8 protein-coding genes and 1 pseudogene are annotated in these 14,374 nt (G+C 64.7%); 3 read left to right on the forward strand and 6 right to left on the reverse strand.

All coding sequences use genetic code 11. From position 1 onward, the window contains the following. Positions 1-332: 332 nt before the first annotated feature. The gene (locus PP4_RS05095) at positions 333-1,751 is read left to right on the forward strand and encodes an amino acid permease (RefSeq protein ID WP_016498193.1); all 1,419 of its coding nucleotides are present in this window, start codon (positions 333-335) and stop codon (positions 1,749-1,751) included. A 124-nt stretch (positions 1,752-1,875) separates the two neighbouring features. Here PP4_RS05095 and PP4_RS05100 read toward each other — a convergent pair. Together PP4_RS05100 and PP4_RS05105 are read right to left on the reverse strand one after the other, a co-directional pair. Next, positions 1,876-3,411: pseudogene (locus PP4_RS05100) on the reverse strand (FMN-binding glutamate synthase family protein); the annotation flags it as partial. 244 nt (positions 3,412-3,655) lie between these two features. Then, complete coding sequence (locus PP4_RS05105) at positions 3,656-7,936, reverse strand: DEAD/DEAH box helicase (protein WP_016498195.1); 4,281 nt, start codon at positions 7,934-7,936, stop codon at positions 3,656-3,658. A gap of 206 nt (positions 7,937-8,142) precedes the next feature. Here PP4_RS05105 and PP4_RS05110 point away from each other — a divergent pair, with 206 nt between their 5' ends. Next, entirely contained in the window at positions 8,143-8,556 is a 414-nt protein-coding gene (locus PP4_RS05110) for an NUDIX hydrolase (protein WP_016498196.1), read from the forward strand. Here PP4_RS05110 and metR read toward each other — a convergent pair. After that, the gene (metR, locus tag PP4_RS05115; RefSeq protein WP_012273904.1) at positions 8,540-9,457 is read right to left on the reverse strand and encodes a transcriptional regulator MetR; all 918 of its coding nucleotides are present in this window, start codon (positions 9,455-9,457) and stop codon (positions 8,540-8,542) included. The two genes, PP4_RS05110 and metR, sit on opposite strands and share 17 nt — an antisense overlap. Positions 9,458-9,653: 196 nt before the next feature. Between metR and PP4_RS05120 the strand changes: the two genes are divergently transcribed. Beyond that, positions 9,654-10,649, forward strand: coding sequence for an alpha/beta fold hydrolase (locus PP4_RS05120; RefSeq protein WP_041167592.1), 996 nt, complete (start codon positions 9,654-9,656; stop codon positions 10,647-10,649). Positions 10,650-10,766: 117 nt separating this feature from the next. On the opposite strand, the gene PP4_RS05125 is transcribed toward PP4_RS05120, so the two are convergent. The 3 genes from PP4_RS05125 to aauS are packed head-to-tail and all read right to left on the reverse strand — an operon-like array spanning position 10,767 to position 14,357. Next, complete coding sequence (locus tag PP4_RS05125) at positions 10,767-11,102, reverse strand: GlpM family protein (protein WP_016498198.1); 336 nt, start codon at positions 11,100-11,102, stop codon at positions 10,767-10,769. Between the two features lie 25 nt (positions 11,103-11,127). Continuing rightward, positions 11,128-12,456: a two-component response regulator AauR gene (gene aauR / locus PP4_RS05130; protein WP_016498199.1), complete on the reverse strand. Its 1,329-nt coding sequence runs from the start codon at positions 12,454-12,456 to the stop codon at positions 11,128-11,130. Beyond that, a complete protein-coding gene (gene aauS / locus PP4_RS05135) occupies positions 12,453-14,357 on the reverse strand; it encodes a two-component sensor histidine kinase AauS (RefSeq protein WP_016498200.1) in 1,905 nt (634 codons plus the stop codon). The genes aauR and aauS overlap by 4 nt, the downstream gene beginning before the upstream one ends. Positions 14,358-14,374: the final 17 nt, after the last annotated feature.

The raw sequence follows: 14,374 nt of genomic DNA on the forward strand, positions 1-14,374 counted from the left end.
GTGAGGTGAAAATTTTGTAGGAGGTGGAGAAAAGCGGGGTAGGGCTATGCGGCTTTGGTGTGGGTTTCTTGATACGGCGATGTTGTTATGGTGCCGGGGCAGCTTTCAGGGCCGCTGCGCCCGCCAGAAAACTTGCTGATTATTCCTGTATATACAGCGAAAATCCCTGCAACGGTCTTCCTATACTGCTCGGCCCCTTCGCCCTGCCGGGCGCTCTACCCCGGCACACGGGCCGGCCCACGAGGCCAGCCTGGCAAGCCTACGTCACGCCTATCGGCATGGCCGGTGCTGCACGAAGGTCAAATCCAATAACAAAATGAGGTTGTATTGCTATGCCAGTCGGCAACCACTCTGCCCATGGCCAGGCCAATGAAGGCGGCCCGCTCAAGCGTGAACTGGGCGAACGGCACATCCGCCTGATGGCGCTGGGCGCCTGTATCGGCGTCGGTCTTTTCCTCGGTTCGGCCAAAGCCATCGAAATGGCCGGCCCTGCCATCATGCTGTCCTACATCATCGGTGGCCTGGCCATCCTGGTGATCATGCGCGCCCTTGGCGAAATGGCCGTGCATAACCCCGTCGCCGGCTCGTTCAGCCGCTATGCCCAGGACTACCTCGGCCCGCTGGCGGGCTTTCTCACCGGCTGGAACTACTGGTTCCTGTGGCTGGTGACCTGCGTTGCCGAAATCACTGCGGTGGCCATCTACATGGGCATCTGGTTCCCCGATGTACCGCGCTGGATCTGGGCCCTGGCGGCCTTGGGCAGCATGGGCGCGGTCAACCTGGTGGCAGTGAAGGCCTTCGGCGAATTCGAGTTCTGGTTCGCCCTGATCAAGATCGTCACCATCATCGCCATGGTCCTTGGCGGCATCGGCGTCATTGCCTTCGGCTTCGGCAATGACGGTGTGGCGTTGGGTATCTCCAACCTGTGGAGCAACGGTGGTTTCATGCCCAATGGCGTGACCGGCGTGCTGATGTCGCTGCAGATGGTGATGTTCGCCTACCTGGGTGTGGAAATGATCGGCCTCACCGCCGGCGAAGCACGCAACCCGCAAAAGACCATCCCGCAGGCCATCGGCTCGGTATTCTGGCGCATCCTGCTGTTCTACGTCGGCGCGCTGTTCGTGATCCTGTCGATCTACCCGTGGAACGAAATCGGCAGCCAGGGCAGCCCGTTCGTCATGACCTTCGAGCGCCTCGGCATCAAGACCGCCGCCGGCATCATCAACTTCGTGGTAATCACCGCGGCGCTGTCTTCGTGCAACGGCGGCATTTTCAGCACCGGGCGCATGCTCTACAGCCTGGCGCAGAACGGCCAGGCCCCGGCGGCCTTCGCCCGCACCTCGAAAAACGGCGTACCGCGCAATGCGCTGCTGCTGTCGATTGGCGCGCTGCTGCTGGGCGTGCTGGCCAACTACCTGGTGCCGGAAAAGGTGTTTGTGTGGGTCACGTCGATTGCCACCTTCGGTGCGATCTGGACCTGGGTGATGATCCTGCTGGCGCAGCTCAAGTTCCGCGCCGGCCTGACTACCGCCGAACGCAAGGCGCTGAAGTACCGCATGTGGCTGTGGCCGCTGAGCTCATACCTGGCGCTGGGTTTCCTGGTGCTGGTGGTTGGCTTGATGGCGTACTTCGAGGATACCCGTGTGGCCCTGTACATTGGCCCGGCGTTCCTGGTGCTGCTGACGGTGCTGTACTACGCGTTCCGTCTGGCGCCGAAAGACGTGCAAGGTGTAGCCAGTACTGCTTCCTGATCTGAAACCTCTGGGGCCGCTTTGCGGCCCCAGGGCTCTATCAGGCCGCCACTTCGCTGTGCGGCTCAAAGCTGTCGGCCCGGGCGAGCTGCCACATGCGCGAATAGAATTGCCCATCCACCTAGCCGGTCAGCAACTCCCCCGGCTTCAAGAACACATGCATCTGCGAGAACAGCTTGATCTCGGTGGCCGAGACGCGCCGCACCAGGTGCTTGGCCTCCAGCTGCGCCGGGTGCTCCAGGCCCGCCGCCGCGAGCATCTCGGCCAGGGCTCGCAAGGTGTTGTGGTGGAAGTTCAGCACCCGTTGGGCCTTGTCCGGCACCACCAGGGCGCGCTGGCGCAGCGGGTCTTGCGTGGCCACGCCGGTCGGGCACTTGTTGGTGTGGCAGCTTTGCGACTGGATGCAGCCAATGGCGAACATGAAGCCGCGCGCCGAGTTGGCCCAGTCGGCACCGATGGCCAGCACGCTGGCGATGTCGAAGGCGCTGACGATCTTGCCGCTGGCCCCTAGCTTGATCTTGTCACGCAGGTTCAGGCCAACCAGCGTGTTGTGCACAAACAGCAGGCCTTCGCGCAGCGGTACGCCGATATGGTCGGTGAACTCCACCGGTGCGGCGCCGGTACCGCCTTCCTTGCCATCGACGACGATGAAGTCGGGCAGGATGCCGGTTTCCAGCATGGCCTTGGCGATGCCCATGAACTCCCACGGGTGGCCCAGGCAGAATTTGAAGCCGACCGGTTTGCCGCCGGACAGCTCACGCAGCTGGGCAATGAACTGCATCATCTCGATCGGCGTGGAGAAAGCGCTGTGGCGCGACGGCGAAATGCAGTCTTCGCCCATCAGCACGCCGCGGGTCTCGGCGATTTCCTGAGTGACCTTGTGTTTGGGCAGGATGCCGCCGTGCCCGGGCTTGGCGCCCTGGCTCATCTTGATTTCGATCATGCGCACCTGTGGGCTGCGCGCCTGTGCGGCGAAACGTTCGGGGTCGAAGCGCCCGTCCGGCGTGCGGCAACCGAAGTAGCCGCTGCCCAGCTCCCAGACCAGGTCGCCACCATGCTCGCGGTGATAGGGGCTGATGCTGCCTTCGCCGGTGTCATGGTGGAAATTGCCCAGCTTGGCGCCCTGGTTGAGGGCGCGGATGGCATTGGCGCTGAGCGAGCCGAAGCTCATGGCCGAAATGTTGAAGATCGAGGCCGAGTACGGCTGGCTGCACTGCGGCCCGCCGACAATGATGCGGAAGCTGGCCGGGTCGGCCAGCGGCGCCGGGCGCATGGAATGGCCGATGAACTCGAAGCCGGACTCGTACACGTCGATCAGGGTGCCGAACGGTTTGTCCGAGGCTTCGTTCTTCGCCCGGGCATACACCAGCGAACGCTGGGCGCGGGAGAATGGCAGGGCGTCGCTGTCGGACTCCAGCAGGTACTGGCGGATTTCCGGGCGAATGGCCTCGACCAGATAGCGGATATTGCCCAGGATCGGGTAGTTGCGACGTACGGCATGGCGTTGCTGCAGCAGGTCGAACAGGCCGATCAGGCTGAGGATGCCCGTGGTCAGGGTGAACGGCCACAGCCATTCGTGGTGGATGAAGGGCAGGCTCGCCAAGGTGAACAGCACACAGGCTGCGAAGAAGGCATAGCGACTGAGTAGTGACAGGCTCATACAGGGTCCTTGCGATGGCGCGGTCAGGCTCAGGGCCTGGGGGCAAACCCCGACCATAGCCAAGTTGCAGGGCCCTGCAAATTAAAATCGGGGTAGCGAAAATCATTCTCGCCAAGTTATGTACTGGCTGTACCGGCCCTATCGCCGGCAAGCCAGCTCCTACAGGTCATCACCACCGTCAAGCGAAGTGACATCTCTGTGGGAGCTGGCTTGCCGGCGATAGGGCCGGTAAACCCAATAATGCTCAGTGCTTGTCACGCAGCAGTTTCTGCCGCCAGATTTCCTGCTCTTGTGCGGGCGCCTCGACCAGATACGTGTAACGCCCGGCCACCCGTACCGCCACCGGTACCCCGTCGCGATACAACAAGCGGTTACCACTCACCGCTGGCACTTTCGCCCCAGGCAGTAACGCGCCGATCAGGTTCAGCGGGTCACTGGCACTCACTACCAGCAACGTCCCGTCCGGGTCGCGGCGGCGCACCTGCCGCAGCAACCCCACCGCCTCCGGCAAGGCGAACTGTTCACCCGCCAGCCCGGCAATGAAGCGCCCGCCACGGATCTCGCCACGCGCCTCCAGCCGGTGATAGCAGCGCAGCAGTTCACGCCAGGGCGGCAGAACATCACTCTCGCGCTCCAGCAGCCGCCAGCAGATCACCCCATAGCGGCGCAGCAGGGTGCGAGCAACGTCCTCCAGCCGCTGGTCGTGATCCGGCGGCGTATCGCTGCGGCGCAGCAGTGCCCAGCGCCCGGCATGCGCCATGCTGCTGGAAAGCGGCGGGTGACCTCGGCGGCTATTACGTGAACTGCGCTTGGCCGCAGGCGTGATCAGGCTGCGCAAGCCGGTGAAACTGTCAGCGCCGACCAGGCCCGAGCCCACCAGTTCCTGCAGCGCGGTTTCCAGTTCGCTGGGCAGCAGGTGCGCCTCCTGCGCCAGTTCATCGAAGAACAGCGCCCCCTGGGTTTTCAGCGCTTCGTACACACGTTGCGCACGCAGGCCAAGGGCATCCACCGTTGGTGCGGGCGCCAGGCTGCGCCATGTGTTCAGCTGGTCGCGCGGCAGCAGCACCACTGGGGTACTCGATAGGGTGCTGCTCGCCACCGTTGCCGCCAGCCGGCTCCAGGCGAACTGGCCGCTGCGGCAGGCATCGTCCAGCCAGTGCGGGCTGTAGTCTTTGATGCGCGAAGGCAGCAGTTCCGCCTCCCACGCCCCGGCGGCGCTGGGGAACCCCTGCAATTGGCCCAGTACTTCGGCCACCGCCTGCGGGCCACGCAGGCGCTCGTCGGGCGCCAGGCGCTGCCAGTCGAACAGAAAGCGCATGAAGTCCTGCAGGCTGACCGGTTCGATCTCGCGGCGCAGGCGCTTGACCGTGTAGCGGTGAATGCGCGCCAGCAAATGGCGTTCGCACCATTGCAGGTCGGTGGCACCAGGGCTGAAGTGCCCGCGCAGCACATAGCCTTCGGCTTCCAGGCGGGCCAGCGCCTGTTCGATGGCTTGCAACGGCTTGCCAAGCGGTGCCGCAATCTGCGTCGCGGTCCTGGGGCCATGGCCACTCAGGCGGGCACGTAACAGTTCACTCAGGGCAAGGTCCGGGTCGATGGCCTGATCAAACCCTGGCAACACCTGCAACGCAGGCTCTGGTAGAGCATCCGAATACAGCACCCTCAGCAGGCCCAGTCGCTCACGCGCCAACCACAGTTTCTCGTCCGCCAGGCGCAAGGCCCGCCCGTTCTTGGCCAGTTGCCTGAGCAGCAGGTCCCAGCTGGCATTGCCTTGCACTTCAGCTTGGCTGATCGCGCCCAGGCCCATCAGCGCTTCGTGCATTTCGTCGGCATTGCCCGGTTGCGGCCAGGCTTCGGCCGCGACGGCGGCAATGGCATCAGCGTCCAGGGCGCCCAGGTCGTCGCCACTGCGCACTTCGCTCCAGCGTCGGTTGAGCACAGCCTGGGTGCGCCGTTCTTCCAGCGGGGCATCGTCCAGAAAAGCGTACGGCCTGGCGTTGAGAATGGCCGACGCCAGTGGCGAAGGGGCGGGCAGGTCGCGGCACAGCAGGCGTACCGCCCCGCTTTCCATGCGTCGCAACAGGGCCAGCCAACCTTCACTGTCCATCGCCTCGTGCAGGCAGTCGTCGAGTGTTTGTTCGACCAACGGGTGATCGGGTATCTGCCGCTCGCCGGCGATGTTCTCCAGGCAGGCGATCTGGTCTGGGAACACGGCGGCCACCAGGTCTTCGCTCTTCATGCGCTGGATCTGCGGCGCTACCTTGCGCCCGCCCACGAAGCGTGGCAGCGCCATGGCCACGCCAGCGTTCCAGCGCCAGCGCACGCCAAACAGCGGTGCATCCAGCAGGGCCTGGACGAGGATCGGCTCGGCGCTGCGGCTGTTCAGGTAACGCCACACCTCGTCCAGCTCGAAGCTGTGGCTGGTCGACAGTGAAAGTACGATGGCATCTTCGCTGGCGGCAGCCTGCAGCTCGAAGTTGAAGGTGCGGCAGAAGCGCTTGCGCAAGGCCAGGCCCCACGCCCGGTTGATGCGGCTGCCGTAGGGTGAATGGATGATCAGTTGGGTCCCGCCCGACTCATCGAAAAAGCGCTCCATCACCAGCGTGTCCTGCGAAGGCAGGGCGCCAAGCACATCGCGGGTGCGGGCCAGATAGTCGAGCAACTGGCTGGCGCTGTCTTCGCCCAGTTCAAAGGTAGCCTGCACCCAGGCGAGTACCTTCAACGTGTCGCCGTCAGCCTGATCCAGTTGCTGGTCGATTCGCGCCTGCAGCCGGGCTACGGCGCGAGACAGCTCGTCACTGCGCCCCGGCGCTTCACCCAGCCAGAACGGAATGGTTGGCGGCAGGCCATGGGCATCTTCCACCCGTACGCGGCCCGGCTCGACGCGCAGGATGCGATAAGAGGCGTTGCCCAGCTGGAAGATATCGCCGGCAATGCTTTCCACGGCAAAGTCTTCATTGACGCTGCCGATGTTCAGCGCCTGCGGTTCCAGCAGCACGGTGTAGTCGGCGTTGTCAGGGATGGTGCCGCCGCTGGTCAGCGCCGTCAGTTGGCTGCCACGACGGCCGCGCAGCGTGCCGCTTACCGCATCGCGGTGCAAATAGGCGCTGCGGATGCCCTGGCGGCCGTTATAGCCCTCGGCGAGCATGGTGAGCAGCGCCTGGTAGTGGCGCTGGTCGAGCTCGGCATAGGGAGTGGCCTGGCGCAGGCAGTCGAACAGGGCTTGTTCGTGCCAGTCCTGGTTGCTGGCTTCGGCGACAATCTGCTGGGCCAGTACGTCCAGCGGTGCCCGGGGTATGTGCAGCTCGTCCAGTTCGCCTTGGCGCACGCAGTCCAGCAGGGCCACGCATTCGATCAGGTCATCGCGTGAGGTGGGGAACAGGCGCCCCTTGGGCACACCGTCAACCTGGTGGCCGGCGCGGCCAACCCGTTGCAGGAAGGCGGCAATCGAACCCGGCGAGGCGATCTGGCACACCAGGTCGATATCGCCGATATCAATGCCCAGCTCCAGCGAAGCGGTGGCTACCAGCACCTGCAAATGACCGCTCTTGAGCCGCTGCTCTGCATTCAGGCGCAACTCCTTGGACAGGCTGCCATGGTGCGCGGCTACCGCCTCCTTGCCCAGCCGGTCGCTGAGGTGACGGGTGATGCGCTCGGCAAGGCGCCGGGTGTTGACGAATACCAGCGTAGTGCGGTGTTCGCGCGCCAGGGTGGCCAGGCGGTCGTAGACCAGGCCCCAGACATCGTTGGCCATCACCGCGCCCAGTGGCACCGGCGGCACTTCGATAGCCAGATCGCGTTGGCGCGCATGGCCTACATCGACGATGGCGCAGGGGCGCCCGCTACCGGCCAGAAACTCAGCCACCCGCTCGACCGGGCGTTGTGTGGCGGACAGCCCGATGCGCCGCAGTGGCCGTTTGCACAAGGCTTGCAGGCGTTCCAGGGTCAGCGCCAGATGGGCGCCCCGCTTGTTGCCGGCCAGGGCGTGGATTTCGTCGACGATTACCGTATGCACAGTACCCAGGCCTTCACGGCCTGAAGCAGAGCCCATCAACACGTACAGCGATTCTGGGGTTGTCACCAGAATGTGCGGGGCCAGCTTGCGCATGGCGGCACGTTCCTTTTGTGGCGTGTCGCCCGTGCGTACGGCCGTGGTGATGCGTGGGGCTTTCAGGCCCTGGTCTGCGAGGGCCTGGCTGATGCCTTCGAGCGGGGCTTGCAGGTTGAGGCGGATGTCGTTGGACAAGGCCTTCAGCGGCGAAACGTAGATCACCTGGGTTTGCGCGGGCAGTTCGCCTTGGTGCTCCAGGCCTTCACGGAACAGTTCGTCGAGCACCGCCAGGAAAGCACTGAGGGTTTTGCCCGAGCCCGTCGGCGCGGCGAGCAGCATCGACTGGCCGGCGTGGATCAGCGGCCAGGCTTGTGCCTGGGCTTCAGTGACCGTGGCGAAATGGCGACGGAACCAGGTGCGCACGGCAGGGTGAAACAGCTCGAGCACCGGGTGGTGTTTGGCGGGCAGGTTCATGTGTTGGTTATGGAGGGTATGCCGCGGGTTGGCAAGGGGCCGTTCGTCGCGGATGCTATGTTGCCTGCGCCGACCCTATCGCCGGCAAGCCAGCTCCCACGTGTCCCCGCCAGCTTGAGGCATGTACGGTACCTGTGGGAGCTGGCTTGCCGGCGATAGGGCCGGCGCAGGCGATATCTTCTTTGATTTCTCAAGTGAGCTGATCCATGCCGAACATAATCCGCATCGCCGCCGCCCTGCTGATCGACCCTCAGGGCCGGACCCTGCTGGTGCGCAAGCGCGGCACCGTCGCTTTCATGCAGCCAGGCGGCAAGATCGATGCCGGTGAAACGCCGGTTCAGGCACTGGTGCGCGAGTTGCACGAGGAGCTGGGCTTGCACATCGACCCTGCCCAGGCCGTGCACCTGGGTCAGTTCAGTGCCCCAGCCGCCAACGAGCCAGGCTTCGAAGTGCAGGCCGAGCTGTTCCGTGTCGACAGCGCCGCAGCCGTGGTCCCGGCTGCGGAGATCGAAGAGGTTGTCTGGCTGGCCGCTGACCAGGCGCCCGTCATGCAACTGGCGCCGCTGACCCGCGACCTGATCCTGCCGCTGTACCGCCAGGCACTCAACGCACCGCGCTGACCCCATCGAGGGTGGCGAACGAGGTGTCTTTGGCGGTCAGCAAAAAGTCGCGCATGTAAGGCGCATCGAGCATGTCGGTGCGCACGGCGGCATAAAGGGTGGCGAACAGGCCTTTCTCACCCAGGCGTTTGCCCTTCACATAGCCGCGCGAGCTGTACTCGTGCAGTGCCCAGTGCGGCATGCCGCATACCCCACGGCCGCTGGCTACCAGCTGCATCATCATTACCGTCAGCTCCGAGGTGCGTACGGCGGCCGGCTCGATGTCGGCCGGCTCCAGGAAGCGGGTGAAGATGTCCAGGCGGTCGCGCTCCACCGGGTAGGTGATCAGCGTCTGGTCGAGCAGGTCTTGCGGCACCATGTAAGGCTTGCTGGCCAGCGGGTGCTGGTTGGCCACCGCCAGCATTGCCTCGTAGGTGAACAGCGGCACGTACGTGATGCCTGCCAGGTCCACCGGGTCGGAGGTCACCACCAGGTCCAGGTCACCGCGGGCCAGTGCTGGCAGGGGGGCGAAGGCAAAGCCGGAGGCCAGGTCCAGCTCAACTTCCGGCCAGGCATCGCGGAACTGGTCGATGGTCGGCATGAGCCACTGGAAGCAGCTGTGGCATTCGATGGCCATGTGCAGGCGCCCGGCAGTGCCACCGGCCAGGCGTGCGATGTCACGCTCGGCGCCGCGCAGCAGTGGCAGGGTGGCATCGGCCAGTTGCAGCAGGCGCAGCCCGGCGCTGGTGAAGCGGATCGGCTTGGTCTTGCGCACGAAAATGGGCAGGCCCAGGCGCTCTTCCAGCTCCTTGAACTGGTGCGACAGCGCCGACTGGGTCAGGTGCAGGCGCTCGGCGGCCTCCACCAAGCTGTCGGCTTCGCGCAGGGCATGAAGGGTTTTCAGGTGACGGATCTCCAGCACTGCTGACTCCGGGGTGTAGGTTTGAAGAAACAGGAAATGAGTTGAGTTTCTCTCATGTTGATGCAGCTGTCGACTGGGCGTTCGGCCGCACCGCCTGGCGGGCGTCATGAAACTGTCACCGAACTGTGGCAGCGCGCCCGAACAGAATTCATCAGACTCGCGCTCTACTGGGGATCTGCATTCTGGTGTTTCTTCCATGCGGGCTTTTTGGCTTTTTCTTTTCTTGATATTCAGCGTACCTGCGAGTTTCGCCGACCAGCGTTGTGACGCCCAGGTACCGGTGCAGCGTGCCGAACTGGGAGCGGTCAGCCTGGTGTACCAGAGCGTCGGGGTGCCTGGTGACCCGGCCTTGTTGCTGGTCATGGGCCTGGGCGGGCAACTGATCCATTGGCCGGACGATGTGGTCGAGGCCTTGTGCCGCCAAGGCTTTCGGGTGATCCGTTATGACAACCGCGATGTTGGCCTGTCGCGCTGGAACCAGATGCCTCCGTCGGCCAACCTGACGGTCGAGCTGTTACGTTACAAGCTGGGCCTGCCGGTGGCGGCGCCCTATACGCTGACGGACATGGCCGATGATGGCTTGCGCCTGATGGACGCGTTGGGTGTGCGTCAGTTTCATGTACTGGGCGTGAGCATGGGCGGCATGATCGCCCAGCATCTGGCGGCCATGGCACCCGAGCGCGTGCGCAGCCTGACCTTGGTCATGTCCAGTTCAGGGGCGGCTGGGCTGCCGGCGCCGGATCCGGCATTGGTGCAGTTGCTGGCCCGGCGCAGCGCGCCAAACCGCGAAGTGGCCATCGAGCAGCAGGCCGACCTGCTGGCGGCCCTGGGCAGCCCCGAGGTGCGGGACGACCGCGCTGTGTTGCTGCAGCAGGCGGCGGTCGCCTATGACCGGGCGTTCAACCCTGATGGGGCCAAGCGCCAGATCATGGCGATACTGGCCGAGCCGAGCCGTGTCGAGCTTTTGAATCAACTTCGTGTGCCGACCCTGGTGGTGCATGGCACGGCCGACCCGTTGTTGCCGGTTATGCACGGTGTGCACCTGGCGGCGCACATTCAAGGCAGCCAGCTGCGGCTGATACCGGGGCTGGCGCACCGCTTTCAGGAGCCGTTCAAGGCGCCGCTGCTGGGGGCCGTATTGCCTTATTTGCAGGCGCATAGGCAAGAGGTCAAGCACATCGCAGGGCTGTGACTCCGCGCTGGCTTCTTCGCGGGCTTGCCCGCTCCCACAGGTCCCGGACCAATCTCAGGCATTGTGGAGAACCTGTGGGAGCGGGCAAGCCCGCGAAGAAGCCAGCACGAATTTTGATCAGTGCATTCGCACCCACAAGGTCACCAGCACGGTAGCGGCTATCAGCCACGCTACTGTGGCCAGCGCCATCGACGCCTCCAGGCGCAGGCGGTCGACCAGCACATACAGGGTCGCCAGGTACACGAAATACGGAATGATCGACCACATGCCGAACAGGATGGTGGTCTTCAGGTCGGCAATGCTGCGCCCCTTGCCAACGATGTAGTGGGCAATCAGGGCAAAGGTGGGAAACAGCGGCACCAGCCCGGCGATGTAGTAGTTGCGCGTCTTCGACAGCACCGCCAGCAGCAGCACCACGCCAGCGCCCAGGGCAGCTTTGAATACCAGATCCACGTTGTCTTTCCAGTTCAGGTTGAGGTCAGCCGAGGCCGTACTTTTTCACTTTGTCGAACAGCGTGGTCTTGGCCATGCCCAGCTCCTGGCTGGCCTGGCTCAGGTTGCCCCCCGTGCGTTGCAGGGCATCGCCAAGCAGGTTGCGTTCGAATGCTTCCACCGCTTCGGCAAAGCCCAGGCCCTGGCTGGCGCCGCCGCTGGGGCCTTTCTTGAAGGCTGGCAGGCCAAGGGCATGGCGTTCAGCCACGTTGCGCAACTCGCGCACGTTGCCCGGCCAGTCGTGGGCCATCAGGCGTGAGAGGATCTGGCTGTCCAGCGCCGGTGCTTCACGGTCGAAGCGCAGTGCGGACTGCTGGAGGAAGTGCTCGAACAGCTGCGTGATGTCTTCGCGGCGCTCGCGCAGGGGTGGCAGCTCGAGGGTCACCACGTTCAGGCGGTAGTACAGGTCGCTGCGGAACTGGCCGCTCTGGCCCATGCTGTCGAGGTCGGCCTTGGTCGCGGCGATTACCCGGCAGTCCACCGGGATGCTTTGGTTCGAACCTAGCCGCTCCAGCGTGCGTTCCTGCAGTACGCGCAGCAGCTTGATCTGCAGGTTGATCGGCATGCTCTCCACTTCATCGAGGAACAGCGTGCCACCGTTGGCGTGTTCGATCTTGCCGATACGGCGTTTGCCGGCGCCGGTGAAGGCGTTGGCCTCGTGGCCGAAAATTTCGCTTTCGAACAGGTTCTCCGGCAGGCCGCCACAGTTCAGCGCCACAAAGGGCTGGCCCTGGCGCCGGCTGAAATCGTGCAGGCAACGGGCGACCAGTTCCTTGCCGGTGCCGGTCTCGCCTTCGATCAGCACGTTGGCCGACGTATCGGCGACGTTGGCAATCAGTTCGCGCAAGTGTTCCATGGCCGACGAACGACCGATAATGCGTCCCTCCAGGCTGCTCTGCTCGGCCAGTTGGCGGCGCAGGGCCACCACTTCGCGCGACAGCCCGCGATGTTCGAGGGCGCGGCGCACCACGTCGACCAGGCGTTCGGGGGAGAACGGTTTTTCCATGAAGTCGTAGGCGCCGTTGCGCATGGCGCCGACCGCCATGTCGATATCACCGTGGCCGGTGATCAACACCACCGGCAGGCTGCGGTCACGGGCCTTCAGGCGGTTTAGCAGCTCCAGGCCATCGATGCCCGGCAGGCGGATATCGCTGACGACGATGCCGGCGAAATCGTCGCCGATGCGTTCCAGCGCTTGTTCGGCGCTGCCCACGCCTTCGCAGGCGATATCCTCCAGGGCCAGGGCCTGCTGGCAGCCGAGCAGCACATGCGGGTCGTCTTCGACGATCAGGACGGTAAGAGGCGCTTGGTTCATGGGTGCTCTGCCGATTCGCTAGGGGGGGAGACCAGGGGGAGGGCCAGGACGAAGGCCGTGCCGCCGGTGACGGGGTGCTCGACGTTGAGGCTGCCCTTGGCGGCGGCGGCAAGGCTCGCCGACAGGGTCAGGCCCAGGCCCAGGCCATGTTCGCCCGGTTTGGTGGTGAAGAACGGTTCGAACAGGTGCTTGCGCGCCTCGGCGTCGATGCCGTGGCCATTGTCGCGCACCTGCAGGCGGTACTTGTCGCCTTGCAGCTCGCCTTCCAGCCACAGCTCGGGCAACGGTTGCGCGGCCATGGCATCGAGGGCGTTGCCGATCAGGTTGACCAGGATCTGCTCCAGGCGGGTTTGGTCGATGGCCAGTTGCTGGTCCTCGAACTGGTGGTGCAACTGCAAATGGCAGGCGCTGATGCGGTTGGCCAGCACCTGCAAGGTGGCTTCAACCGCCTTGGCCAGCGAGGCCTGGCCGCTGTCGTCACCACGCCGGGCGAACGAGCGCAGGCTGGCGGTGATACGCCCCATGCGGTCGATCAGGTCGTTCATGGTGCGCAGGTTGGTGCTGGCGGTTTCCAGTGCCCCGCGTTCGAGGAAGCGCACGGTGTTGCCAGACAACGTGCGCAGCGCGGCCAGCGGCTGGTTGAGCTCATGGGCAATGCTGGTGGACATCTGCCCGATGGCGGCCAGCTTGCCAGCCTGCACCAGCTCATCCTGGGCGTGGCGCAAGGTTTGCTCGGCATGCCGGCGCTCGCGAATCTGGCCTTTCAGGCGTTCGTTGCTGGCGCGCAGGTCTGCCGTGCGTTCGGCAATGCGCCGTTCCAGCTGGCTGTTGGCTTCCTCAAGGGCCTCGCGGGCCGCCAAGCGGGTGGCGATGACCTTGCGTCGCTCGTTCCAGGCAATGCCGAGGATTGCCAGCAAGGCAAATGCCACGCCCACCAGGATGCCCTGCACCATGGATTCGCGGCGCAGGTCCTGCAGCGGGGTCAGCAGGGTAAAGTGCCAAGGCGTGTCGGCCAGGCGCCGGGTCTGGGCCAGGTAGGCGACTTCGTGCGGCTTGCCCTGGGCAGTCTCGCTGTTGGCCGGGAAGGTCAGTTTTTCCACGCCATCGGCCAGGGTTTCCCGGGCCAGTGGCTGCAGTTCGTTGAGCGGCCACCAGTAGTATTGCAGGCTGCGCGCCAGGCGCTCCTTGATTTGCGGGGTCAGGGGGCGCACCGATTTCAGGCGCCGGGCCGGGTCACTGGAGAGGATGATGATGCCGTTTTCGTCGCTGACGAACGCCTCCAGGCGGGCACGTTGCCAGCGCTCTTCGAGGGTGTCCAGGCGCACCTTGATCACTGCCACGCCAATGATCTTGCCGTGCTCTTCAAGCCCATGGGCCAGGTAATAGCCGGCCTCGCCCGTGGTGCTGCCGATGCCGTAGAAACGCCCGGGCTCGCCGCGCACGGCGGTCTGGAAGTAGGCGCGGAACGACAGGTCTTCACCGAGGAACGAGTCGGCGTCGCGCCAGTTGCTGGTGGCCTGTACCCGGCCATTGGTATCGAGGACGAAAATGGCGCGGCTGCGGCTGCGCCTGTTCAGGCCTTCGAGGTATTCGTTGACCGCCTGGCGGGAGCCGCCGTCCGGGTCGGTGAGCAGGTGCGAGACGCTGTCTTCCAGCTCCAGCAGGCTCGGCAGGTAGGTGTATTTGCTGATTTCGCTTTCGACCGTGCGCGCATGCAGCTCCAGCTGGCGTTCGCCGTTTTCGCTGAGGGTGCGGATGCCGTTGCTCTCGCTGATCAGGTAGCCAGCCAGCCCTAAGCCGACCATCAGCAGGATGATCAGTGGAGGTAACAGCAATTGGCGGATCAGACGGGATTTCACGGCAGGCTTGGCAGGGCGAAGTAGCGAGGGGTCGCATTTCATCACAGTGGCCTTGTCAC

The organism is Pseudomonas putida NBRC 14164 (assembly GCF_000412675.1).
Taxonomy (GTDB): Bacteria; Pseudomonadota; Gammaproteobacteria; order Pseudomonadales; family Pseudomonadaceae; genus Aquipseudomonas; species Aquipseudomonas putida.

Coding starts and splice junctions, on each gene's coding strand:
- PP4_RS05095 (WP_016498193.1), top strand. CDS start 333: ATGCCAGTCGGCAACCACTCTGCCCATGGCCAGGCCAATGAAGGCGGC.
- PP4_RS05105 (WP_016498195.1), bottom strand. CDS start 7,936: ATGAACCTGCCCGCCAAACACCACCCGGTGCTCGAGCTGTTTCACCCT.
- aauS (WP_016498200.1), bottom strand. CDS start 14,357: ATGAAATGCGACCCCTCGCTACTTCGCCCTGCCAAGCCTGCCGTGAAA.
- aauR (WP_016498199.1), bottom strand. CDS start 12,456: ATGAACCAAGCGCCTCTTACCGTCCTGATCGTCGAAGACGACCCGCAT.
- PP4_RS05120 (WP_041167592.1), top strand. CDS start 9,654: ATGCGGGCTTTTTGGCTTTTTCTTTTCTTGATATTCAGCGTACCTGCG.
- PP4_RS05110 (WP_016498196.1), top strand. CDS start 8,143: ATGCCGAACATAATCCGCATCGCCGCCGCCCTGCTGATCGACCCTCAG.